The sequence below is a fragment of the Kordiimonas pumila genome (assembly GCF_015240255.1).
GTDB lineage: Bacteria > Pseudomonadota > Alphaproteobacteria > Sphingomonadales > Kordiimonadaceae > Kordiimonas > Kordiimonas pumila.
In genome coordinates this window covers 360,284-385,869 of record NZ_CP061205.1, presented here as the reverse complement: position 1 = coordinate 385,869, position 25,586 = coordinate 360,284, and the positions used below count along the sequence as shown (strand labels likewise).

General features: G+C 49.6%; 17 protein-coding genes. 7 read left to right on the top strand and 10 right to left on the bottom strand.

What is annotated here, in order from left to right:
- Window positions 1-196 precede the first annotated feature (196 nt).
- The 10 genes from ICL80_RS01545 to ICL80_RS01500 form a co-directional block, all read right to left on the bottom strand.
- On the bottom strand, window positions 197-988 hold the full coding sequence (locus ICL80_RS01545; RefSeq protein WP_194214380.1) for an enoyl-CoA hydratase/isomerase family protein: 792 nt from the start codon (window positions 986-988) through the stop codon (window positions 197-199).
- The gene (locus ICL80_RS01540; protein ID WP_194214379.1) at window positions 985-2,973 is read right to left on the bottom strand and encodes an acetyl-CoA carboxylase biotin carboxylase subunit; all 1,989 of its coding nucleotides are present in this window, start codon (window positions 2,971-2,973) and stop codon (window positions 985-987) included. The genes ICL80_RS01545 and ICL80_RS01540 overlap by 4 nt, the downstream gene beginning before the upstream one ends.
- A gap of 29 nt (window positions 2,974-3,002) precedes the next feature.
- Window positions 3,003-4,622: an acyl-CoA carboxylase subunit beta gene (locus ICL80_RS01535; protein WP_194214378.1), complete on the bottom strand. Its 1,620-nt coding sequence runs from the start codon at window positions 4,620-4,622 to the stop codon at window positions 3,003-3,005.
- 117 nt (window positions 4,623-4,739) lie between these two features.
- Window positions 4,740-5,621 carry a phosphatidylglycerol lysyltransferase domain-containing protein gene (locus ICL80_RS01530; RefSeq protein WP_194214377.1) on the bottom strand — a complete coding sequence of 294 codons (882 nt, stop codon included), beginning with the start codon at window positions 5,619-5,621 and terminating at the stop codon, window positions 4,740-4,742.
- 14 nt (window positions 5,622-5,635) lie between these two features.
- A complete protein-coding gene (locus ICL80_RS01525; RefSeq protein WP_194214376.1) occupies window positions 5,636-6,436 on the bottom strand; it encodes a TIGR03084 family metal-binding protein in 801 nt (266 codons plus the stop codon).
- 10 nt (window positions 6,437-6,446) lie between these two features.
- Window positions 6,447-7,613: an acyl-CoA dehydrogenase family protein gene (locus ICL80_RS01520; protein ID WP_194215724.1), complete on the bottom strand. Its 1,167-nt coding sequence runs from the start codon at window positions 7,611-7,613 to the stop codon at window positions 6,447-6,449.
- Window positions 7,614-7,853: 240 nt separating this feature from the next.
- Window positions 7,854-8,660, bottom strand: a complete 807-nt coding sequence (locus ICL80_RS01515) for a helix-turn-helix transcriptional regulator (RefSeq protein ID WP_228073741.1) — start codon at window positions 8,658-8,660, stop codon at window positions 7,854-7,856.
- A 140-nt stretch (window positions 8,661-8,800) separates the two neighbouring features.
- Window positions 8,801-10,597: a CocE/NonD family hydrolase gene (locus ICL80_RS01510; protein ID WP_228073740.1), complete on the bottom strand. Its 1,797-nt coding sequence runs from the start codon at window positions 10,595-10,597 to the stop codon at window positions 8,801-8,803.
- 90 nt (window positions 10,598-10,687) lie between these two features.
- Window positions 10,688-11,860: an enolase C-terminal domain-like protein gene (locus ICL80_RS01505; RefSeq protein ID WP_194214375.1), complete on the bottom strand. Its 1,173-nt coding sequence runs from the start codon at window positions 11,858-11,860 to the stop codon at window positions 10,688-10,690.
- 269 nt (window positions 11,861-12,129) lie between these two features.
- Window positions 12,130-13,011, bottom strand: coding sequence for a fumarylacetoacetate hydrolase family protein (locus ICL80_RS01500; protein ID WP_194214374.1), 882 nt, complete (start codon window positions 13,009-13,011; stop codon window positions 12,130-12,132).
- A gap of 115 nt (window positions 13,012-13,126) precedes the next feature.
- Here ICL80_RS01500 and ICL80_RS01495 point away from each other — a divergent pair, with 115 nt between their 5' ends.
- The 7 genes from ICL80_RS01495 (at window position 13,127) to ICL80_RS01465 (ending at window position 25,530) form a co-directional block, all read left to right on the top strand.
- Window positions 13,127-14,650 carry an AMP-binding protein gene (locus tag ICL80_RS01495; protein WP_194214373.1) on the top strand — a complete coding sequence of 508 codons (1,524 nt, stop codon included), beginning with the start codon at window positions 13,127-13,129 and terminating at the stop codon, window positions 14,648-14,650.
- Window positions 14,651-14,691: 41 nt separating this feature from the next.
- Window positions 14,692-15,840 (top strand): malonyl-CoA decarboxylase domain-containing protein, encoded by a 1,149-nt coding sequence (locus ICL80_RS01490; protein ID WP_194214372.1) that lies wholly within the window; start codon window positions 14,692-14,694, stop codon window positions 15,838-15,840.
- Between the two features lie 22 nt (window positions 15,841-15,862).
- A complete protein-coding gene (locus ICL80_RS01485; protein ID WP_194214371.1) occupies window positions 15,863-16,531 on the top strand; it encodes a GntR family transcriptional regulator in 669 nt (222 codons plus the stop codon).
- Window positions 16,532-16,559: 28 nt separating this feature from the next.
- Window positions 16,560-17,939: an MFS transporter gene (locus ICL80_RS01480; RefSeq protein ID WP_194214370.1), complete on the top strand. Its 1,380-nt coding sequence runs from the start codon at window positions 16,560-16,562 to the stop codon at window positions 17,937-17,939.
- 313 nt (window positions 17,940-18,252) lie between these two features.
- Complete coding sequence (locus ICL80_RS01475; protein ID WP_194214369.1) at window positions 18,253-19,983, top strand: IlvD/Edd family dehydratase; 1,731 nt, start codon at window positions 18,253-18,255, stop codon at window positions 19,981-19,983.
- Window positions 19,984-20,004: 21 nt separating this feature from the next.
- Window positions 20,005-23,517 (top strand): indolepyruvate ferredoxin oxidoreductase family protein, encoded by a 3,513-nt coding sequence (locus tag ICL80_RS01470; RefSeq protein WP_194214368.1) that lies wholly within the window; start codon window positions 20,005-20,007, stop codon window positions 23,515-23,517.
- A gap of 216 nt (window positions 23,518-23,733) precedes the next feature.
- Window positions 23,734-25,530 carry an acyclic terpene utilization AtuA family protein gene (locus ICL80_RS01465; protein ID WP_194214367.1) on the top strand — a complete coding sequence of 599 codons (1,797 nt, stop codon included), beginning with the start codon at window positions 23,734-23,736 and terminating at the stop codon, window positions 25,528-25,530.
- Window positions 25,531-25,586: the final 56 nt, after the last annotated feature.

The window sequence follows — 25,586 nt, the reverse complement described above, 5'->3', positions numbered from 1 at the left end:
GTCATCCTCATAGTTCAATGCCACCATCCAAGCGTACTTGGGTGATTTTGTAGAATGGTCTCAACCAAGACAGTAGGTTCACTTTACCAAGCTCATTAAAATTCTAATATAAAGTTGTTTCTAATAACCCAAAGTGCATTCATGACTCTCATGGAATTAAGCTTGGTGTACATAGGTGGATTATTAGAAGTTTGTTTTAGCGCCCTGTCCAATTTGGTCTGCGTTTCTCTTGGAAAGCCGCTATTCCTTCGCGAGCATCTTCCGTCATGGGTAGTAGGGCAATTTGACTCTCTGTGTACGCAATAGCTTGATCAAATGACATGGCAGAAATAGCACGTATAGCATATTTACCCCGCCGTATTGCTGTTGGTGATTTGTCTGCAAGTCGATTAATCAGCCATTCTGTTTTGCTATCAAGGTCTGATTGTGGAACAACGTGATTGACCAGCCCAAATTGACGTGCATCCTCGGCAGAGAAGGGCTCACCTGTGAGTGCCCATTCACGCATAATTCGCATAGGAATCTGGTCTTTGAGAAGGCTAAGGACTTGCATTGGGAACACGCCTACTTTTACTTCAGGCAACCCAAACAGTGCATGATCAGCGGACACAGCCAAGTCCGCCATGCATAACAGGCCCATGCCCCCGGCCATACAGGTACCATTGATCCTAGCTACGATTGGTAAGGTTGCATTTTGGGTTTCACGTAGTAAATCGGCATAGTCATTGCTGGGGCGAGAGAAGTCGAATACAAATCCTTTACCGGGTTGTAGGTCAGCGCCGGCGCAAAAAGCCTTTTCACCAACTGCTGTTATGACGATAACCCGGATTTCAGGGTCGTTTTGTGCTGCGTGGATACCTGCGCGAATACCGGAGATGACACCGTCATTAATGGCATTTCGCTTTTCTGGACGATTTATGATGATCCAAAATGACCGTTCGCGCTTTTCATGAATAACCTCTGCTTTGGTCCCTTGCCAATCGCTCACTTTGAGCCTCCTTTTGTTTCATCTGGTAAGATTTCGATGACCACGCTGTGAGCTTTGACTTGATCGTCGACGCTAGCCATTATTTCTGTGATAACGCCTTCGACGGGTGCGGTATGCACATGTTCCATTTTCATTGCTTCAAGTGTTAGAAGAGGCTGGCCAAGTTGTACCTTGTCGCCTACGGCCGCCATCAGTGCTACAATCCGGCCATTCATAGAGGCCCTAACTCGCCCATCACTATCACCGTTATCTTGGCGTGAAGCTACTGCACGGGTATGATCTTCCAGCGCATATGGCCGGCCTGCAAGAAGTATCCAGAGGCTAGAGCCATCTCGGTCATAGGCTACACTTTCCATCACACCGTCGAGAACAAAACGAGCCTCCGTTTGGCATAGAGAAACCGCAGTTATTTCATGTTCCTCCCCTTCTAGAGAGACCTTGAAAAGACGCGGTTGAACCTGGGAAATATTTACAACATGCGGAGTATCGTCAAGGGCGAAATGCATGCCAAGTGGTAACGCGTGGGCCAGGCTACGGTCGCTCACATTTTGTCGAACGTGTGCATGTGTTTCGTGGAGTAACCAAGCACCAACAATAACTGCACGTTTGGTTGCTTTTTCATCAGCTGGAACAAGATCTTTTTCATGTTGTGCGATGAAGGCCGTAGTGGCCCCGTCTTTAGCAAAGACCGGGTGCGATAGGCAGCGCGTTAAGAACTCTTGGTTTGTTTTTACACCTAGTGCTACTGTATCTTCTACACCTTGTATTAAGCGGCGACGGGCTTCGTCACGTGTTTTACCGTGCGTGATCAGCTTGGCAATCATTGAATCGTAGAATGGCGGAATTGATGTGCCTGAGTTTAAACCATGTTCTACTCGCAGGTCGTGAGGGATGTCCCAGCGCCGCATCGTGCCGCTCTGAGGCATAAAGCCGGCGCGTACATCTTCAGCACATAAACGAACTTCCATGGCATGGCCTGAGAAACAGATATCGTCCTGAGTGAGGGGAAGAGCCTCACCAGCGGCTACGCGTAATTGCCACTCGACTAAGTCCAGGCCTGTGATAGCTTCGGTTACAGGGTGCTCTACTTGTAACCGTGTGTTCATTTCCATGAAGTAGTAATTGCCTGCACTGTCTAGTAGAAATTCCAGTGTTCCCGCGCCTTCATAGGATATGGCCTTGGCGGCAGTTACGGCAGTGGCGCCCATGGACGCACGTAGTTCCGCATTGACTGCTGGTGATGGAGCTTCCTCGATCACTTTTTGGTGGCGACGCTGAACAGAACAGTCGCGTTCACCTAAATGTACTGCATTGCCATGTCGGTCAGCAAAGATTTGGATTTCAATATGGCGTGGTTCAAGAATTGCCCGTTCTAGTATAACTGTGGCATCACCAAAAGCGTTTTTGGCTTCTGATTGAGCACTTCGAAGCATGTCGACGAATTCAGCACTTGATGTGACTAATCGCATACCCCGACCACCGCCCCCTGCCGTGGCTTTAATCATCACAGGATAACCAATGCGATTGGCTTCTGCGAATAAATGCGCTTCACTCTGATCATCACCCTGATAGCCAGGTATGCAAGGAACTCCGGCATCAATCATTAAACGTTTGCCGCCAGCTTTGTCGCCCATTGCACGAATCGATTCTGGTGAGGGGCCGATAAAGACCAGGCCTGCAGCACGGCAAGCGGTGGCAAAGTCTTCATTCTCTGCTAGAAAGCCGTAGCCAGGATGAACTGCATCAGCGCCGCTGATCTGTGCTGCCTCAATGATAGCCTCAATACGCAGGTAAGACTGCGCAGGCAGTGGTTCACCAACGCATACTGCTTGGTCTGCGGCAAGAACATGAGCTGCTTGGGCATCGGCAGTGGAATACACGGCGACCGTTCGGTAGCCGAGCGCCCGTGCGCTGCGGATGATTCGTAACGCAATCTCGCCTCGGTTAGCGATCAAAATCTTGGTAAAGGGAGTTGAAGCATTCATAGAATTAGCCAAATTTGTTATGGAATCGATTACGGGCGGGCGACAGAGAATTGCATAGCTTGTGGCTTGCGAATCTCGGCTTCACGACAAACGGCAAGTATATTTGCCAGTACAGCACGGGTATCACGAGGGTGAATCACACCGTCGTCCAATAAGTGAGCGCTAGTTGTGAAAACACTCATCTGGCTGTCAAAGAGGTCGACGATGCGTGCTGACATTGCGTCAAGTTTGGCCTCGTCTACTTGTCCTTTACGGCGCATATTGGCTTCGCTTACGATGCGCATAGTTTTTGCTGCTTGTTCGCCCCCCATCACGGCTGTCTTTGAATTAGGCCAACTGAAGCAGAAACGCGGATGGAAGCCACGGCCACACATTGCATAGTTTCCGGCTCCATATGATGCGCCGCAGTAAATTGTGATCTGTGGCACCGTTGCATTGGTTACCGCTTGGATCATTTTAGATCCATGCTTGATGATACCTGCTTCTTCATAAGAGCGGCCGACCATAAAACCTGTGATATTGTTCAAATACAGGATCGGGGTACGGGACTGACAACAAGCCTGAATGAAATGTACAGCTTTTGATGAGCCCGCCGGATCAATTGGTCCATTGTTGGTGATAACGCCAACAGAAAAACCCTCAATCTTGAAGTGGCCGCAGATGGTGGCGCTACCATATTCTGCACCAAATTCAAGAAATTCAGAATCATCAGCAATGCGAGCAATGACTTCACGCATGTCTATTGGTCTTTTGTAATCAGCAGGCATGAGGCCTATTAGTTCTTCGGAATCGTAACGGGGGAGCTTATATGTTCGTGGTTTCTCCTCTGGGATACTACGGTTCCAATCAAGTTGCTCTACAATTTCTCGTGTGATGCGCAGAGCGTCACGGTCATCTTCCGCGAGATAATCGCCTAAGCCTGATATAGAGGCATGCATAACGGCGCCACCCAGCTCTTCTTCAGTTGCTATTTCACCGGTTGCTGCTTTGAGAAGAGGTGGCCCAGCGAGAAAGGCGCGCGACCGACCACGAACCATAATGATATAATCTGACAAACCGGTTTGATAAGCACCGCCTGCGGTCGATGAACCGTGTGTCACGGTCACAACAGGTAATCCGGCTGCCGATAGCCGCGCCAGATTGCGAAACACATTACCGGCGTGCACAAATGCTTCAACACGGTACTGCATGAGGTTAGCCCCTGCGCTTTCTACCAACTGGATATAGGGCAGCTTGTTTTCCAGCGCTATCTCTTGTGCCCGAAGCTGTTTTTCTAGCCCCATTGGTTGTAAGGCACCCGCGTCAATACCAGAATCGCTAGCGCAGACCATGCAGCGGGTACCGCTTACGATGCCAATGCCAGCAATAACACCTCCTCCAGGAACACTTTTGTCGAGATCAGTGGTGTCAAGCCCTAGACCTGCGAGAGTGGATAGCTCGACAAACGGTGCACCAGGGTCAAGTAAGAGTGATAGGCGCTCGCGAGGCAACAACTGCTGGCGTTTTTCAAAGCGTTCGCGTGAGGCGGCAGACTTTGATTGTGTGCGGCCTTCGTAAACACGCACCTGCTCAATGAGACCACGCATATGGTCACGGTTAGTCTTAAAAGTCTCGGAAGACGTGGAGATGGTAGATTCGATATGAGGCATGACTAGTTGGTTCTGATCTCGTTTGCTGTGATATTGCTTGAGCCTAAGCCAGCTTGATTTAGGGGTCTTGTGTGAAGTGGCTGATAGAATGTAAAGGCACCGTGTTGAACCAGATGACTACGTAGATGAAAAAAGGCGCCATTTAGGAAGTAAAAAAGCTGGACGATAGCTTGTTTTCGTGTGCCGGAAGTTAGCTAACCCAAGATCCTGCTCAAAGTTTAGCCAGTTCACGACAAAGCCGTCTTCAGCCTTATCCTGGCAAGCGAAGTGGTGGAACATGTACTGAGAAATACCCTTAAAGCGCGCCAAACCCTTTGCAAATCTGATTGCCCAGACGCCTTCCTGCAATGGCTCGGCAAGTAAAAAGCCTGCGGGTTGTTTATCTGCAAGGTATAGAAACCCCTGTAGCCTGAGTTCAGGTGCCAGATTTAGGGCGTCTTTACAGGCATCTTCGTCAGCATCGCCGTGCGCTTTGCCCTTTTCCTGCATCCAGTCATTGAGTACGCTGAGAGCGATATGGCGCATGTGGGTGCCATAGGGTTTTACTTCAATAGTATGGGCTGAAATCAGCTGTGCCATTAAGTTTGCCTTTTTGCGTAGTGCGCGTCCTTTATAAGTGCGGAAAGCTTGTGCTTGATAAATGTAGTCTGCGTCATCGCGGTTATTTGTCAGCTCAAATCCTGTATTGCCCACTGTACCTATTTCATGCCGGCATAAAGGAAAGAGGGGGCCATGATTGGCTATAAGAGTACGAATGATGTCTATTGGCGCATGTTTCAGGTCGAACAAAGGCAAAGCAATGCTTTGCCTGTCGTAGCTTAGCCCGCTAATATATGGCCAAGATCCGTCATGCCAGCGCCATTGGTGTTCACGGCGAAAAAGCCAGAGGTTACCAAAAGTGAGGTCGGCGGGTGTATATTCTGCCAGGTTTTTAGTGCGCTGAGCCAGCAGTGGGGCAATGTGAGGTGCAAGCTCTAAGGTTAACTCGACGCCGTTCAAACGTGCCACCATACTTAGGTGTGTGAGACACGCACGCCAGCTGGCGGGCTGTCTGCGGGTTCTCCAGCGAAACATTGAGCAAACTGTGTCCATTGGTCAGCTGCGTCTCCTGCCCATGTCAGCTTTGTGTCTTCACGATTACGGCGCTGTGTAACGAGTAGGGCGAAATCAAGGGCCGGACCTTGCACATAATTTTGTTCCGATGGCTCACCCCACGCCCATTGTTCTCCGTTAGGTGCTTGCAAGTTCACGTAAGGTACAGGTTCTGGCACTACGAGCTTTCGGTTGATAAAGGTCCAAGTATAAGTTGTCACGCCTAGATGTGTGATATGTTTTAGACCAGAATTTGACGTCCGTTCTTGCCCAAGCATATCCCAAATGTCCTGCCCATGTGCCCATGTTTCCATTAGCCGCGCGGTTGCAAAAGATCGAGCACTCATAGAAGGGCCATACCATGGCACGCGAGTTTTGGGGTCAAGATCCCTAAGGGTAGCAACCAGTTTCTCGTGCCGTTGGCGCCATAGTGCTAAAAGTTTTGGACCTGCCAGATGGTTATAACGGCGACGAGTGATGCCGCTCATCTCTTCTCCGGCAGCGATCTCACGTCCGAGGTCAGCCGTTTCTACTCCGAAGCGTGCAACATCATTTATCGCCCACAAAGCGGCTTCATCAAAGAACAATAGGTGGGCGATTTCGTCCCATGGTGTCCACCCGTAGAAATCCGTGTGTTGACTCCACTGCTCAGCAGACAAAGTTTCACATAGGTTTGCCAAGTTGCTGTATTCTGCCATCAGGTCGGCCGCAAGCTTATTCATAGGTATAACCTCAGATGCCTAATTGACGAGCAGTGAGGTCTTTCAAGACTTCTTCAGAGCCGCCACCAATGATCATTACTTTTGCCTCGCGGTAGATACGCTCGGAACGAGTACCACGCATATAACCCATACCCCCAAGGATCTGGACTGCTTGGTCGGCACAGAATTGCATGGCCCGTGTCGAGAGTATTTTTGCCATGCAGGTCCGTGCAACCAGAAGGTCTGGATTGCCGTGTTTGTGCTCAAGCTGCCATGCAAGTTCATAGATGAAGGTACGCGCTGAGTTGACTTGCAATGCCATATCTACAAGTTTATGCCGTATGACCTGGTGCTGGGATAATGATTTTCCGAAAGTTACTCTCTCTTGTGCCCACTCCAAGGCCTCGTCAAAACACGCCTGTGCATAGGCGCATGCGGCAGCAGACATGGATAAACGCTCGCTGTTGAAGTTCTTCATGAAAACTTTAAAACCCTCATGCTCGACACCAAGAAGATTGCTAACCGGTACGCGCACGTTTTCGAAGTGCAGGTGGGCAGTATCGGAGCACCACCACCCCATTTTTTTCAGTGGTGTACGGGTCAAGCCGGGTGTATTAGCTTCAACAAGAAGAGCAGAGACGCCACCAGCTCCTTTTGATCCTTTGTTTGTGCGTGCGGCTACGGTAATGAAATCCGCCCGCATACCTGAAGTGATAAAGGTTTTTTCGCCGTTAAGTACATAATATTCACCATCGCGAAAAGCGGTGCATTTCAGGGATGCAACGTCAGAGCCACCGCCTGGTTCTGTAACGGCGAGCGCTGCAATTTTTTCACCTGACAATACAGACGGTACCACTCGTTCTTTGAGCGCATCGCTGCCATAAGCTGCAACTGGCGGTAAGCCTATTGTGTGAGATAGGAGGGACGCGGATAATCCGCCACAGCCTGCCCGTGCAACTTCTTCAGATGTAATAAGATGAAAGAAAATATCTGAAGGTGTACCCCCAAGATGCTCTTCGTATCCGATGCCGAGAGCGCCTAAGTCTCCGAATTTTCGGTAGAGGTCACGCGGGAATGTCTCGGCTTCGTCCCAGTCATTAACGAACGGAACGATCTCACGATTAACAAATTCGCGAAGAGATGAGCGGTACTGTTCATGTTCGCTGCTGAAATAGTGCGGAATGGGGGGAAGCTCAATCATGGATTAGTTACTCTTGTTTTAGGCTGTTAGATGAAGGCCCTGAATAATTTAGGCATTCGGTAACGGCATACAAAATTCCGATGAAATACGTTGGCACGGTGAGACAAATAAATCTTTGAACACTGTAAACTCATTTCATATGACGTTGATCAAGGTAGCCATTTTGCTCGGTGTGAACGGGGGTGTCTTGCGCAAACTGGCTGGCGTGATCGGCTTATATAAAGACGTCACGCAACCTTACGGTGCGTGTGCAATAACGCGCAGTTTTCTTGAGCCTGCGATGATGTCTCTTGGTGTCAGGCCGTAAACCTGGCGTATCGAGTGACTGAAGTGCGTTGAGTCAGGGTAACCAATGTCTAGTGCAACATATACGAGGTTTATGTCAGTGTGCACATGATGTAGTAGGCTGCGCGCGCGTTTCCATGTTCTGACCTTGCGAAAGGGCAGGCCAACCTGTTCTTTGAATAAATGCAAAAACCGAGAGAATGATAAGTTCGCTTGCGAAGCATATTCTGTAGCCGCGATTGCATCAGATGGATTATCTCTGATGTTTTCCAGTACACTTGCAATACGCTGGTCAAGCGCGCGTGGGGGCAACGGTTTGCTAAAAAAAGCCAAATCGAAGTCGGTTGGGTGCAGATTAATTGTACCGTGGTTCGCAATAATCTGGCTGTGCACTTTGCGGACATGAGTGGCAAATTCTGGAGCGTATATGGCGCCATAGCCTTGGAGAAAGGGAGGTAGTTTGTTCATGTCAACCGTTTCAGGTTCGATCAGGACATTAAGCACATGACGCCCTTCGCAAGAAATTTCATAGGGGGTTTGGGGCTGGATAATTGCAACTTCGGTCTTTTGCCATTCCCCACCATCCAATCTTATGTGCAGTAAACCATCAATAGCGACGTGAGCAACGATAGCGCCATGAGCTTGTTTACATGGCGCTCCTAATAAGCCGGCATAAAAAAGCCGGTCTGGTGTAATCCACATAATTCTGTCGAGGCTTGTAAAGCTTTGCGGAACGAATTGACTGGTGTTTTGCGTCATTGAATGTTCTCCCCGGATTAAAGAGGGCGATTTTCGCCCTCCGATGTTTTCTTAAATCGTCAACCACTTGCAGAGGTGCCGTTGCAATGTTGTTCTTCCGTTAAATGTCCCTTTTGTGCCTCTGACTGCGACGCCTACGATTATGCGTCTGAGGAAGGAATAATCGGCAGAAGAAGGAATGGCTCGTTACCCTCATCAAAATGAAGAGTATTTTCCCCACCAAATATTTCTGGAGGTCGGTCCCTTGGGTCCTCATGGCGGAAGGGACCAACACCGGTCATTGGATAAGGCTGGTCCTTAAAATCAGTGTCTCCTAAACCGTGGTCGTAGTCACAGCCTCGAATGTTCAAAGCCAATGTATATCCGGGCGGAACTACGATACAGGTTGGTAGAATTTCGATGTCGAGCACGACAGGTTCACCAGGTATGAGTGGCTGTTGTTCATCGTGCGTGTGGTATGGCCTATACGGAAGTGATTTATCCTCGTCTAACTTTCGGTGTGAGGCGCGTAGCCAGCCCAAGCCAATTGGAACGCGTGGATCGTTAGAGCCAATAAACAAAACCTCTTTGCCGTCAGGTGCAAACAAGCGTAGCGCTAGAAAAATATCTGCATCAGTCGTTTGTGATGATACAACCAGTCTGGCTGCTACAGGGCCAGTGATTTCTACTTCTTTATCTGTAGGCGGTAGCGTAAAGGTGATGCCGTCATCGGTAGTGCTGTATGTGATGCTTGTTCCGGTAGTTGGTGAGGTATCCAGAGTGCACGTTTCTGAATTTAGAAAGTATTTTGTCCACTGGGTTCGTGCGAGTGGCCATTCGTGTTCGTCGCGGATCGTGAAATGCTCACCGGGGCGCCGAATCTGCAATTGTACTGGTGGCTGGCGGTCCCAGCCCGTGTCTCTACCTTGTAAGAAATGGCCAAGGAAGCGCTTCTGAAGGGCAAGGCCTTCATTACGGTAAAAAGGGCTAAAGTGACTATCCCCGTGTACTTCAAGCCACTTCTGGTTGGTGCCAGCATCAAGATAACCCTCGAAATTTCCCCGAGGGTGAACGCCCATGCCACCCCAGTTGGCCGCTGATAGCAGTGGCACTTCTATGCGGCTGACGTCTGGCTTACGCGGTGCATAAAATTCGTCGTCTAGTGGATGATTTAGGACGGCGTCAGTCATTGGTGTAGCGCGGTTTTTCTCAAGTTCCTCGTCTGATAGAGTTTCTGGCCCGCTGACCAATTCGCCATTATTCGGGTTCCGCATTCCACGTTCACCATATCCGTGCTGAATCTTTAGCACTTGGCGGCCAAACCATCCGGCTCCAAACTGGGATAGGATACCGCCGTGCCTTGCGGCGTCCCGGTAACTGTCAACGAAACCTTCCCAGACGCAAATCGCCGCAAGGTGTGGAGGGCGCAGCGCGGCAACTTTCAGTTGATTGGTTGCATAATAAGAAATGCCGTTCATCCCAACCTTACCATTGCTCCATGGTTGTGTTGCGGTCCATTCAATGCAGTCGTATATGTCTTTTGTTTCCTGTTCTGAAGTTGGGTCAAGAACGCCTGGTGAGCGTCCTGCACCGCGACTATCAACACGGATACAAATAAAATCATCTGGAACCCATTTTTCAGGGTCGACAACCTCCCAATTCATATATTTGTTCGTGGAGCCTTCGGCGATCTCAGGGTAGGCTTTTACCATACGGTCATATTGGCTTTTATAGCCCACCTGCATTGGTACACCCTTCCCGTATGCGCCGTAGGAAATAAGGGCAGCATAACGGCCTGCCTTTACTGGAAGGAAGATATCTGCACGCAGGATAACACCATCGCTCATTGGAATCGGCGCATCCCACAGGATGCGCATGCCATCTGCGTAAACAGGTTCTGGCATGTCAGCCGATAAGGCAGAGTCAGTTTCTGTCGGGTTTTGATTCTTATGGTTCATTCCATAGTTCCTTTAATTAATATCTATTTTTCTGAAGCCCTAGAGACGGCGCTATTGCAAGCATGCCCCAGTTTTTTTGGATTATGGTTATCAGTTCCAATCTGCTGACACTTCACGCATCAGAGTGTATAATTTACTCTGGCCCTCGAAACCGATGCCGGGGCGCTGCGGAGTGGTCATCCAGCCGTCGAACATGTCACAATCATCGGCGTAACCGCCGAAAGCTCCAAAAAATCCTGGATAAGATTCGCAGCTACCAAGTCCGAGGCCAGCCACTAGAGCGAGAGACATTTGGTTGCCACCATGAGGGAAGTGTCGGCTGTAGTCCCATCCTTCCGCGGCAAGTTCAGTGACAAGATTTGCATATGTACCAACGCCATAGATTTGCGGTGGATCCATTTGTAAATAGTCGCGATCCTTGCGCCAGCGGCCAAAGCGTATCTGATTTCGTACGTCTTGGGTGCTGAAGAGGTTTTCACCAGTGGCAAGTGCGCCTGGATAGGCAGCCGAGATTGCAGCTGATGCCTCGAAATCATTTGGGTGGCATGGTTCTTCGAACCAGCGCAGGTTGAATGGGGCAAGGGCTTCTGCATACTCCAGTGCTTCGCTAGTCGAAAAGCGGCCATTGGCATCAACTGCTAGCCGCTGCGGGTTACCTAAAAGCTTTAAGGCTTCTTCTACGCGGCCAATATCCTCAGCAAGCGATAGGCCACCAACTTTGATCTTCATATGGGTGTAGCCTGCATCCAAATGACGTTGAAGCTCTTCGGTCACGTCTCCCGGCTTGCTGTCAGGACGGTACCATCCACCACCAACATAGCATGGTACTCGAGCTTCCATAGGGCGTTGCCGCCAAGACTGAGAGATAAGTTCAGATAATGGAAGGCGTCGAGCTTTTGCTACTGCATCCCAAAGGGCAGTTTCTATTGTACCTATAGGAACTGCCCGGCCCGCATCTCCGCCACATTTTTCACCGACCAGCATGCATGCTAATGCTTTCGCTGGATCAAGCCAGCTATCTTTATCAAGTAATGTTTCTGGTGCGGCCTGTAGTAGTCTAGGTATGAAGCGGGAACGCATGGCGTCGCCACATGCATACCGACCAATTGAGTTGAAAGCATATCCGATAACCGGTACCCCCTCAACAGTCTTGTCAGTCAAAACAGCAACGATCGAAACTGTCATCTCAGAGAAAGAGAATACTGAGTTTCGCAGATCGCTTCGCATTGGTAACGCCGCTTCGCGTATGTCTAGGATGCGCATATTTAAATCATTCCCAATAATTTTTTGTTGTTAGTACGGGTGTTTAACCCCGTCTCTGCTTGGTTCTTCACAAGCGCATAAACGGCAAGCGTGAATAGAAAAGCAGCTTTGAAAAAACTTTGTTCAGACCGGAAGCGTACCGCTTTTAGCTTCACTTGCGATGTAGTGGCGTTACCGCAAGAGCACTTTTGCCTTGAATTTGACGAGATGGTTTTTTCACTTGGTATTTCGGTTATCATAGTGATCTCAATTATATGGTGATGCAGACATCAACTTATTGTAATCCGATTGGTGAGCTCGCCCACACCGCTGATGGCAACAGTTACAATATCACCGTTCTTGAGATATTGCGGTGTCGCCATGGCATAACCGACACCTTCCGGTGTGCCCGTGGCGATTATATCACCTGCTTCAAGGGTCATGCCGCGGGAAAGTTCAGCCAAGATTGTCGGAATATCAAAGATCATCTGTGAAACTTTGGCAGATTGGCGTGTTTCTCCGTTCACAGTGGTGAGAATCTCGACCGTTTGAATATCTGTCACTTCATCTTTCGTAATGATCCAAGGGCCCATTGGGCAGGATTGATCTAAGCCTTTTCCTTTAAACCATTGATCGTGTTTGCGTTGTAAATCCCGGGCAGTGATATCGTTGATCACAGTATAACCGAAAATATGATCGAATGCATTTTCCGGTTTGATGTCACGGCCCCCCTTAGCGATTATGATTCCGAGTTCACCTTCATAATCCATACGGTCGCTAACCTTTTTCCGGAAGCTTAGGTCTTCACCAGAGGCGGCCAAAGATGTGCGAGGTTTTGTGAAAATTTGGGGTACCTTAGGGACATCGAGTGCCAGCCCTTGCGCTTTATAGCCTTCTTGAACATGGCCAAAAAAATTGCGCCCTATGCAAAATATGTTTTTCCCTGAAGTCGCCACTGGAGCGAGTAACTTCAGTTCAGTGAGCGGTTTTAGTGCGTAGTCCCCTCCTTGGAGTGCTTGTGCAACGGCAGCCAGCCCATCGGAACCAGCGTCTATCAGGTCCTGAAGTTGGGTTATGCCTGGCACATTCAGTGCGGCCATATCGACAACTTCATCATTGTTGATCACACCTGTCCTAGCATCACCCGCTTCATAATATGAAATGAACCGCATACCTCTCCCTTTTTTATAAATAACGATAAAATAATTAGACTTTATAAAATATCGATATTATAAACATATGCAAGCTTTTATATACAAATGTACATTAATTGTGGGAGAATATTTCATGGGCGGGTTGTATGCGGCCATACAAGAGGCGTTGCTAGGCTCTGGCGAAACGGCTGTAATTGAATGGGATGGGCGCGCTTTCCGTGGCCAGGAAATTATCAATGAAATTGATTTGGCGGCACGGGCTCTTGACGCTTCAGGTGTTAAACGTGGCGACCGTGTTTTAGTGCAGGCCGAAAAGTCGTTGCAGTTGGTGTTTCTTTATCTTGCTGTTTTACGACAAGGCGCCGTCTTTGTGCCGCTTAATACTGGGTACCGCGCTAAAGAATTTACATATTTTCTTAACGATGCTTTGCCTGCGCTTGTTATTTGTGATCCGGCGAGCGAGGCTGAATATTCTGCCATAGTGAGTGAAAATGGTGTGGCTTTGTTGACGCTGAACGCTGAGGGAGGAGGTTCGTTTTTCAAGCGAGCTAATGAACTCCGAGAACGCGGCTCTATTGATGATGTTGTGGTTGATAGTGATGATTTGGCGGCCATTGTGTACACGTCTGGCACTACTGGGCGGTCCAAAGGGGCGATGCTGAGTAATGCGAATCTGCTAAGCAATGCTCGGACGCTTGGTCAGGTGTGGGGTTTGACCAAAAATGACGTCTTGCTCCATACGCTGCCGTTATATCATATACACGGACTCTTCATTTCACTGAATACAGCCTTACTGGCGGGTACGCGGGTGCGTTTATTGCCGCGTTTTGATGTCAATTTGGTGATGGATGTCTTAGAGGGTTCAACAATTTTTATGGGTGTTCCGACTTATTATGTACGACTGCTTGCTGACTCGCGTTTTGATCGTGAAGCGGCGAAAGATTTGCGATTGTGTATTTCCGGGTCAGCCCCCCTTCTTACGGAAACGTTTGATGCCTTTGAAGAGAGAGCTGGTAAAGCGCTGCTTGAGCGGTACGGTATGTCAGAATGCGGTGTTATTGCATCTAATCTTCCTGGTGCGGGGATTCGTCGTGGATCGGTTGGTTTACCGTTACCCGGCATGGAATTACAGATCGCTGATGAGAATGGGTCGGCATTACCTGCGAATGCGATCGGTTCAGTTGAGGTTCGCGGGGTGGGTGTGTTTCGTGGTTACTGGCAAATGCCTGATAAGACGAAAGCAGAATTCAGACCAGATGGTTTTTTTATAACAGGGGATCTTGGTAAAATTGATGAAGAGGGATATCTGCATCTCGTTGGTCGAGCCAAAGATATGGTGATCACTGGCGGGCTTAATGTTTATCCTAGTGAAATTGAAGCTGTGATAAATGCGTTACCTGCAGTAGAGGAAAGCGCCGTTATTGGTATCCCGCATGCAGACTTTGGTGAGGCAGTAGTCGCGGTTATCTGTTTGCAAGATGGAGAAAGAGTTGAGGCTGATTTGATTATCCACGCCCTAAAGCAAGAGCTGGCCGGTTTCAAGGTCCCTAAGGCGGTGTTGTTTACAGATGTGCTGCCGAGGAATGCAATGGGAAAAGTGGAAAAGGCCGCACTGCGTAATACGAATGCGGGCCTGTTTGCTGCGGTGGTTAAGTGAAACAATTTCCCTATATAAAGGCGCTATTGAAGCGGCCACCATTGCCAGATGCACAAACGGCGCTTTCGTTGACACGCCAATTGGCAAAGGCGAAAGGCGATGCTGCAGGACCCCGCGTTGCTAATACGCTTGTCGCTGAGTTAAGCAGTCTCGATGATGATAAGCTTGCTGAATATTTCGATGCTGTTGCACGTGAGTTAGTTGCAGAATGGCAAACTGTTATCCATCAGATCAATCTTGCTAAAGCAGGCACAGCATTACTTGTTGATGTACGGCGCAGGCTATTACCGCTGGTAAAGTCTAAGCCTGAACTGAAGCCACTGGACCGTGAATTACAGAAGACTCTTACATCATGGTTCAATGGCGGTTTTTTGACGCTGCGCAGAATTGATTGGGATAGTCCGGCCAGTCTTTTGGAGCGGTTAATGAAGTATGAAGCCGTGCACCCAATCACTAGTTGGGTTGATATGAGGCGCCGTCTTGCTGCTGATCGGCGCTGTTTTGGTTTCTTCCATCCTTCCATGCCGGATGAGCCGTTGATATTTGTGCAAGTGGCTTTAACTCATGAAATTAGTGCGACGATCAAGTCTATTCTGGAGGCGCCAATTGTAGAAGATCCAACACCGTCGACAGCGATTTTCTATTCTATAAGCAATTGCCAAAAGGGCCTGAGTGGTATCCCGTTTGGAAATTTGCTCATAAAGCGTGCTGTTAACGAATTGTATCATGAGATACCCAGTTTAAAAACTTTCTCTACCTTGTCGCCCATACCTGGCTTTAGGCGCTGGGTAATGAATAATACAGATATTATCACGGGCCTTACCAGTGCCGATAAGGCAGCACTTGAAGTACCACGTTGGTGGGAGAATCCGGAAAGTTGTGCTGTACTGGAGTTGCCTCTTTCTAAGGCTGCAGCGCGTTATTTGACATTGGCCCCTCAGGGGCGTGCGCCTGATCCTGTAGCTCATTTCCATCTTTCAAATGGAGCACGCCTCGAGCGTATTAACTGGCAGGCAAACCTTTCGGAGAATGCAATAGCGGAAAGTTATGGATTAATGGTTAACTATCGTTATCGACCGAACTATATCGAAAAGTGTCAGGAAGCATATCGCTTAGGGAGAGTCTCTCGAGCTCGGTCAGTCGAGGGGCTTTTGCAAACGCCCTTGCGTATGCCTTTTTTGGGGAATTAGTAGCACTTCAAGGAGCCTTTTTATGGTTGGATTAGTTGCCAACACGTCTGCGTCAAGCGCTTATAATAGTATTAGAGAAGGGATTATTACTGGACAATATCCCCCGGGCGCAAGGTTGCATGTTCATGATCTTTCCAAGAAACTACAAATTGGACCCAGTCCGATTCGGGAAGCCCTGAACCGACTGGTCAGTGAAGGGTTTGTCTCTCAACAGGATCAGCGTGGGTTTCGAGTCGCTTCGCTCGATCTTGATGATCTTGATGATTTATTTGATGCGCGCTGTTGGGCAAATGAAGCGGCCTTAAGGGCGTCAATTCAGCGCGGCAATCAGGATTGGGAAGAAAATCTTGTTCTGATGTTACACCGCCTACGTCGAGCACCGCGTCTCATCGAGGTGGAGAGCGGGCTTCGAGGTGCAGAATGGGAAAAAGCTCACGACGAATTTCATAATGCTTTGATTGGCGCGTGTGGTTCAAGTTGGATGCAAAACTTTTGCCAGCGGATGTCGGATGCAGCTGCCCGGTATCGTGCAGTTTCGAGGGCTGTAGTTGTCGGTCAGCGGGGCGACGAAGAAGAGCACATAGCTATCTTTGAGGCGGCTATAGCGCGGAATGAGGACAAGGCAGTCGAATTGTTGACCAACCATTTGCGATGTACTCGTGACCTCGTTGTCAAAAGCTGGAAGCAATAAATAGTATTTTAAGTAAGAGAGGTATTGAATGGCTATAGTCACCCCAACTGCAGCGGGTCCGCAAAATAGTTCCGACACTAAAAAAATCGATCTGGGCACCCTGCTTGATGAATCGCCAGTGAGGAGGGGACATGTAGTCACCATAGTTTTGCTCTTTCTGGTTTTGCTAATTGACGGTTATGATTTGGCTGTGACCGGGCAGGTGCTACCTGCGATTGCTGCTACTTTTGGTGTAGCCACAGCAAGCCTTACGGGTGCTTACGCAGCGCAGCCTATAGGCCAAGCGATTGGAGGGCTTTTACTTTCGCCTCTTATTGATCGTTATGGTCGCAAGCAAATGATAATTGTGTTGTTAGCGCTGTTTTCAATCGCGACATTATTAAGTGTGTTTACTACTTCGGTTGTTGATTTTGCGGTTACCCGTTTTGTGGCCGGTCTGCTGGGCGGTGGCTTGTTGCCCGCAGCTGCTAGTCTTGTAGCTGATGTATCTTCTAAAAGATGGCGCTCAACTATGGTTGGGATCGTTTATGCCGGTGTTGGTGTGGGAACGGTTGGTGCCAGTGTTCTCGTTGCTTTATCGCTCGATCATATTGGCTGGAAGGGGATGTATGTGATAGGGGCAATTGCGCCTATCTTGGTAATCGCACCTATTTTGTTCCTATTGCCTGAGTCACCGTTGCATCTGGCTCGAACTAATGCGCCATCAACTGAAATAGTCAGTTCACTGAACAAGCTGAATATTGGACTGGAGCCTGACACGCAATTTGCGGAACCGGCTCGGCGAATTGGTAATAAAATCTCGATCATAGAGATATTTGGCTCCCATCGTGCTGCTTTCACAATGGTGCTCTGGTTCACCTGTGTTTGTGGCCAGGTCAGTGTGAATCTTTTTGCTCTTGGTGCAACATTCTTCCATGAATTTGAAGCCGTTTCAGTTACGAGTTACGCTGCATATGCATCAATTGCTGGGGTGGCAGCTATTATCGCTGGGCTTACAACAGGTTTAATGATGGATCGGTTTGGGGCATACAGCACGATTGCGGTATATTCAGCACTAGGCATACTGTCATTGGCTGGTTTGGCATATGTACCCTTTGGCAGTATGGCTTTCGTAGCCATTATAGCTTGCGCTGGCTTTTTCAGTGTTGGCACTTACCAGTCGCTCAATATTTTAACACCAATCGTTTATCCTGCCGCTTTACGCAGTGCAGCTGTTGGTTGGAAAGGAAGTATTTCACGCCTTGGGAGTAGCGCGGCACCGCTTATTGGCGCGGCACTTCTGGCCAATAAAATGGGCTTGAAGGTCGCAATGTGGACTGCGGCAACACCGCTGTTGCTTGTGCTGGTACTGGCGCCAGTTTTGGCGGTGTTAGAGAGGCGAATGCGGTCACATGGTGGGGTTGCTTAAACGTGTTCTGGCAAGCTGTATGTGAAGATACCATGAGTAAACATTACATAGCCTTAACCTGTTGATTGGACCAAGGTTAGCTGTGAGACAAAACTCAGGCCTAGCCTACAGGGATTGGCCATCGTGGATCATGCTCAGTATGTCCGTAGGTCAATCAAATTGGTGATCAGGATAGCCAGAAACCGCAAGTCTTACAAGCGGATGAGATGTAGATGTGGGTACGCAAATATAACTCATGTAAACCACTTCGTTTGAATGTTTTGATTGGGCCGGGCGCGTATGTTCCACCCGATAAGCAGAGGAATCTATAGGTATGGCCAATGAAAAAAGACGAGTTCTGAGGTCACAAGCCTGGTTTGAAGGAACTGGAGCGAAAAACTTTGCAAACCGGAGCTGGGTTCGAAGTCGTGGTGTGCCGGAGGACCATTTTGATGGGCGTCCTGTGGTTGGGATTTGTAACACATGGTCTGAGCTTACCCCATGTAACTCACATTTTCGAGATTTAGCCCAACATGTTCGCGAAGGCATTATAGAGGCAGGCGGGGTTCCCATGGAGTTTCCTGTCATCTCACCAGGGGAGATGCTAACCCGGCCGACGGCGATGTTACTGCGTAATCTTTGCAGCATGGACGTCGAAGAAACATTGAGGGCTAATCCGATGGATGGTGTTGTGCTTTTGATGGGCTGCGACAAGACAACACCCGCACTGCTAATGGGAGCTGCTAGTGTCAATCTTCCGACTATAGGGCTGTCAGCTGGCCCAATGTTGAACGGAAGCTTCCGAGGTAAGTCCTTTGGCGTCAAAGATGCTTGGAACATGGCTGCGGATTTGCGTGCAGGTCGAGCTGTTAATGGTGACTTTGAAGACGCAGAAAATTGCCTTACCCGCACAGTGGGTGTTTGTAATGTGATGGGAACAGCATCTACAATGGCTTCTATGGTTGAAGCCTTAGGTGTTGGACTTCCTGATAACGCCTCGATTCCCGCAGTGGATGCTCGGCGCCGTGTGCTCGCACGAATGGCGGGACGTCGCATTGTGGATCTGGTGCGCGAGGAATTGACACTTGATAAGATTCTTACCCGCCAAGCACTGGAGAACGCCATTAAGGTCAATGCGGCCATCGGGGGCTCTACAAATGCGGTGATCCATTTAACTGCGGTGGCAAGACGTATGGGCGTAGAACTGGATATTGAGGATTGGCACCAGATTGGGCGTGATGTGCCCACCCTGCTCAATCTCCAGCCATCGGGCAGTTATATGATGCAGGACTTTCATGAGGCTGGTGGGCTACCGGTGATAATACGCGATATGTGCGAAGCAGGGTTGCTGTATGGTGATGCTTTGACAGTCACCGGCAAGACACTGGTTGAAAATAACGCGAATGCAATATGCATGAACTCAGATGTAATCCACAGTGTCGCCGATCCATTTATGCAAAATTCAGGGGTTGCTATTCTGCGCGGTAACCTGTGCCCAAATGGTGCTGTTATCAAGCCATCGGCTGCTGAGCATCGTCTGCTTAAACACAAGGGGCGTGCGGTCGTATTTGAAGGCCAGGAAGACCTTAACCTGCGTGTTGATGATCCGAATTTAGAGATCGATGCTGACTCGGTTATGATCTTGAGAAATTGTGGGCCGAGGGGCTTTCCAGGTATGCCGGAGCTCGGGATGCTACCAATTCCTGCAAAGTTACTAAAGCAGGGAGTGACGGATATGGTTCGTATTTCTGATGCCCGTATGAGCGGAACGTCTTTTGGCGCTGTGGTTTTGCATGTTTCGCCCGAGGCAGCTGTTGGTGGCGCACTCGCTGTGGTGCGGGACGGTGATATCATCGAGCTGAATATCGAAGAACGGCGGCTTGAATTGCATATCTCCGAAGAGGAGTTGCAAGATCGGCTGGCTGTCTGGGAGCCACCAGCGGCAGCAGCTAACCGTGGTTATACAAAGCTATACATAGACACCGTTAATCAGGCCGATGAGGGCTGTGATCTGGACTTTCTGGTGGGCAAGAGCGGCAGTGATGTGCCAGCAGCTCAGCACTGATAATTGACTAGGAGAAAAAGATTGGAAACCGCACTTGTTCGCGATGTAGCAACGCTGGACGACCGCTACCGTGTTGACAATAACTGGGTTTACATGACGGGTATACAGGCTCTGGTCCGTTTGCCCTTGCAACAGCGTGCCCGTGACATTGCTGCCGGGTGGAATACGGGCGGTTATATTTCAGGTTATCGAGGCTCACCGTTAGGTCGTTATGACATGGAGTTGTGGGCCGCAGACAAGGAACTCAAAGCTGCCAATGTTGAGTTTCGCCCAGGCCTGAATGAAGATTTGGCAGCTACGGCTATATGGGGCTCGCAGTATGTGGGAACTTTTCCCGGCGCTAAGGTCGATGGTGTCTTTGGTATCTGGTATGGTAAAGGCCCAGGTGTAGACCGTTCAGGCGATGTGCTTCGTCATGCCAACCAGGCAGGCACCTCTCCTAAGGGGGGCGTTCTATGCTTGGCGGGTGATGATCACGGAGCCAAGAGCTCATCAGTAGCTAATTTTTCCGATACGATCCTTATGGCAGTCGGTATGCCTGTCCTCTATCCTTCAAACACCCAGGAACTATTGGATTACGGTTTGCATGGCATTGCCATGAGCCGGTTTTCGGGTTGTTGGGTTGGTATGAAGGTTGTAACGGATGTCGTCGAAGGTGGAGGGTCTGTGTATGTGGGCACTGACTCTCCAGTTATCACTGTTCCCGAAGCGCCAAGCCATCCTACAGACGCGTTTGGCGCGGGGTATAATATCCGAGGCTTTGACATGCCGCTTCCTCAGGAGGACCGGCTATATAATCATAAGCATGCAGCCGTGATAGCATATGCGCGCGCCAATAATCTTAACCAAATAACGGCAAACCCAGAGGGAACCGGTGTTGGTGTCATCGCGGCAGGCAAGGCCTGGCAGGATGTGTTGCAGGCATTAGAGCGTGATAATCAGGATTCAGATGGTGGGCAAGCTCGCTTTGCAAACCTGAAATTATTGAAAATAGGGTTGGTCTGGCCGCTAGATCCTGTGATTGTACGTGAGTTCGCTGAGGGTCTGCATACTATTGTGGTTGTAGAAGAAAAACGGCCCGTGCTGGAAGATCAGGTACGCACTATCCTATACGGTCAAGAGAATACGCCTCGTTTAATAGGTAAGCAGTTCGAGGGTGGGTTGTTTGAAGCAGTGCCCGATAACGTGGCCTTTCCAAATGCTAAGGAGATAACCCCCGGCCTTGTGACAAGCGTTCTGGCTCGAGTTCTCGGCTACGAAGTTCCTGCGTTAGGGCAGGCTGCCTGTGCAGCCACGAAGGCACCAGGGCCTACTCGTGTTGCGGGCTTTTGTTCGGGTTGCCCACATAACCGTTCGACGAAGGTGCCAACAGGTAGCCGCGCTTTAGCAGGTATTGGGTGTCACAGTATGGCACTGCTCGTTAATCCGCAACAGACCACGACCTGGTCGCATATGGGAGCAGAAGGCGTGATGTGGCTTGGTCAGAAGTCCTTTACGAACGAGCGCCATGTCTTTGCAAACATTGGGGATGGTACTTTGGCCCACTCAGGTCATCTTGCTATTCGCCAAGCTGTCGCTGCAAAGGTGCCAATCACTTACAAGGTCTTGTATAATGGTTTTGTATCTATGACTGGAGGACAACCAGTGGAGGGCAACATGAGCCCTCAGCAGATTCTTGCAGGTTTCGCGGCTGAAGGTATCCTCAAGATGGCCGTGGTCACAGATGAGCCGGAACGTTATGAAGGGGTGTCACTGCCAGATGGAGTGATGGTGCATCACCGAACAGCCTTGGATGCCGTTCAGCGTGAGTTTCGAGAATACCCTAATGTATCGGTTATTTTGTACGATCAGGCTTGTGCGGCCGAGCGACGCCGCTTGCGAAAGAGAGGCAAGCTGCCTGATCCTGACAAGCGTCTGTTCATTAACGCTGCTGTCTGTGAAGGGTGCGGCGATTGCGGTGTGGTCTCGAACTGTATGTCAATCGAACCGCTCGAAACTGAGCTTGGTCGCAAGCGGCGTATCAATCAGGGCACTTGTAACAAGGACTATTCCTGCGTGGAAGGTTTTTGTCCCAGTTTTGTAACTGTTGAAGGTGGTAAGCCTAAAGGTGCTGCGGCCCGGGCCTCTGTAGACGTAATATCAAAGCGTCCTTATCCGAATTCTGTACCTGAGCCAGACATTGCGCCGCTCAAACATGTCCATAGTGTGTTGATCAGTGGCATTGGAGGTACAGGTGTGGTGACAATTGGTCAAACTTTGGCCATGGCCGCCCACCTTGAAGGTCGCTTTAGTTCCAACTTGGATGTGACAGGCTTTTCGCAAAAGTACGGAGCAGTAACCTCCCATGTTCGTTTTGCCCCCGAAGCGCAGATGTTGCATGCGACACGAATTGCTGAAGGAGAAGCTGATGTGATGATTGGCTGTGACCTGCTGGTCGCGGCATCGGATGAATCGCTCTCGTGTATGCCTGTAGGGCGCGGTCGCGCTGTAGTGGCAACGGGCCTTGTCCCCACTACCGATTTTGCGCGCAATCCTGACTTGCAGCTTGATTCTAAGGATTTAATAGAGCGGATCGAGAATGCGGTTGGCAGGTCGGGGCTTGTTCTAATGGATGCTCGGCGTCTGGCAACAGCCCTCGTTGGTGACCCTATTGGTGTAAACATGTTCATGTTAGGGATGGCTTGGCAGCTTGGTTTTATTCCTTTAAGCGAGGTGGCTATTGACCGGGCGATTGAGCTAAATGGTGCTGCGGTACCTATGAACAAGGAAGCGTTTCTTTGGGGACGTCGTGCCGCGCATGACCTTTCGGCGGTTGAGCGTTATCTCGATGTCCAGCAACCTAGTCAGGTCGTCACCTCAATGCCGCAGACTAAGCAAGGGCTTGACCAGATTATTACTCATCGAACCCAGCACTTGCGTGATCACAGTGGGGACCTTCATATTTCAAGGTACCAGGGCCTTGTCGACAGAGTCCGGAATGCAGAGGCTGGTGTCTCGGGTGATACGGCTCTGGCTGAGATTGTTGCGCACAACTACCACCGGTTGTTGGCGGTTAAGGACGAGTGGGAAGTGGCTCGCCTCTATTCTCACCCTGATTTCCGTCTGGCGTTGGAGGAAGAGTTTGAAGGTCCTATTCGGTTACGCATTCAACTTGGAGTGTGGCCATTCGCCAAGAAAGACCCGCACACAGGTAAGCCCGTTAAAGGTGAGGTAGGACCATGGGTGCTGCAGGTTATGAAAGTGATGGACCGTCTTAGAGGTCTTCGTGGAAGTTGGCTTGACCCCTTCCGTAACACTGGGGACCGTATTTTAGACCGTCAATTTCTTGCGCAATATGAGGCTGACATGGAAGATGCGATAGCTGATCTTAGCGCTGAAACACTTGAGGTTGTTAAAGAGATCGCTTCATTACCTAAAGCCGTTCGAGGATATGGGCACGTTCGAGAGGCGCAAGCATTTGCAGCGATAGAGAAGCGTGAAAAGCTTATGGAACGCTTGAACTCTGTGCGTCAGAAGCAGGTCAAAGTAGCCTGATGGTTTTAGCGATTATCTGTCGTGTAGCAATAGCAATTACGCGACAATAAAAAGGAAATGCCAGACGATAATTAGACAGCAAGGCTATAGCGTTCCGGTGGGCTATGGTGCTCACCTCAAGAATGCACAAATCGGGCTCGAGTGCCCAAGTGAATGTAGTTCGGCGCTGTTCTTGTATGTGTTCTTCAGGCCCATTTATTTAGGAAAAATGTAAGTATGGCTGACAAGGTTGTAAAGATTGGCGGAGCCTCGGGATTCTGGGGTGACAGCATGGTTGGTGCACCGCAATTGGTAGATTCAGGAAACATCGATTATTTGGTCTTTGATTATCTGGCTGAAACTACCATGGCGATAATGGCTGCAATGCGGGCAAAAAAACCTGAAATGGGTTATGCGACTGACTTTGTAGAAGTGGCAATGCGTCAGGTGCTTCCGAAAATAATGCAAAACGGCATTAAAGTTATTTCAAATGCAGGTGGTATCAACCCACAGGGTTGTGCAAATGCATTGCAAGCGCTCGCAAAGTCAATGGGTTTGTCTCCTCGCATTGCCGTTGTTGAAGGCGACGATGTGACTAGCCTTATGGCTACGTTGCGGAAAGAGGGTGTCCGTGACATGTTCACGGAAGAAGCATTACCATCACAGGTTCTGAGCGCCAATGCTTACTTGGGAGCGTTTCCTGTTGCACGAGCTCTGGAAGAGGGTGCTGATATCGTGATTACGGGACGTGGCGTTGACAGTGCCGTAACTTTAGGAGCGTTGATCCATGAATTTGGATGGATATCTAAAGATTTTGATCGGTTAGCCGGAGGTAGCCTTGCGGGCCACATCATTGAATGTGGTTGTCAGGCTACAGGCGGCCTGTTCACGGATTGGAAGCGTGTTCCTGATTGGGCCCACATTGGGTACCCCATTATTGAATGCGCTGAGGATGGCAGCTTTGAATTGACAAAGGCCATAGGTACAGGAGGTCTTATTGACCGGGCCTGCGTTATCGAGCAAATGCTTTATGAAATTGGAGACCCCGGCGCATATCTTCTTCCCGATGTTAGCTGTGACTTCCGCTATGTCTCTGTAGAGCAGGTGTCACGGGAGCGCGTGCGAGTAAGTGGGGCGCAAGGACGTGCTCCCTCGGATACTTATAAGGTGTCTGCAACACAGCGTGATGGCTACCGATGCGCAGGGATGATGGTGATTGTAGGAATTGACGCACGGGAAAAAGCACATCGTACAGGTACGGCAATTATAGAGCGTACAAGGGAAATTTTTCGCCGGATGGGCCTAGCCGACTACACCCATGTGCAGATTGAATTATTTGGGTGTGAAGCGCTTTACGGGGACAATGCAAATACGCGGGAGTCTCGAGAAGTAATGGTGCGCGTGGTAGTCGACCATAGTGATAGGAAGGCGCTGGAGATATTCGCCCGCGAGATTGCGCCATCTGGTACGTCTTGGTCGCCAGGCACAACTATGCCTGCTGGTGGGCGCGCTTCCCCGACTCCTCTTGTTAAGCCGTTTTCGTTTTTAGTTGATAAGACAAAAGTTCCTGCACGGGTGCAATTAGAAGGGACTACATACGAGGTAAATGACCTTTCCAAAGGCTTAGGAAGTCAGGAAATTCCCTTGCTTGTTACTCCTGAAATATGGGCCGAGCCCGCTGATGAAAGCCAAGTGGATGTACCGCTCATTCGCTTAGCTTGGGCGCGTAGTGGTGATAAGGGAAATATTTCGAATATAGGTGTGATTGCAAGGCAACCTGAGTGGCTGCCATTGTTGTGGTCACGGTTAACGCCAGACGTGGTTAAAGCCTATTTTGCTCATATGGTTGAAGGTGACGTCGAACGCTTTTACTTGCCCGGTACTGCTTCCATGAACTTGCTGATGCATGATGCCCTTGCGGGGGGAGGCCCCGCATCGGCACGGTTTGATCCATTGGGAAAGGGAAATGCGCAAATACTGCTTGATATGCCTATCCGCGTTCCTGCATCGCTGGCTGCGCAAGTTAGCCAGTAAACGCAAGCATCCTGGCAAAACCAAACTTACACTATGGGGTTGGAAGGGTCGTGTTG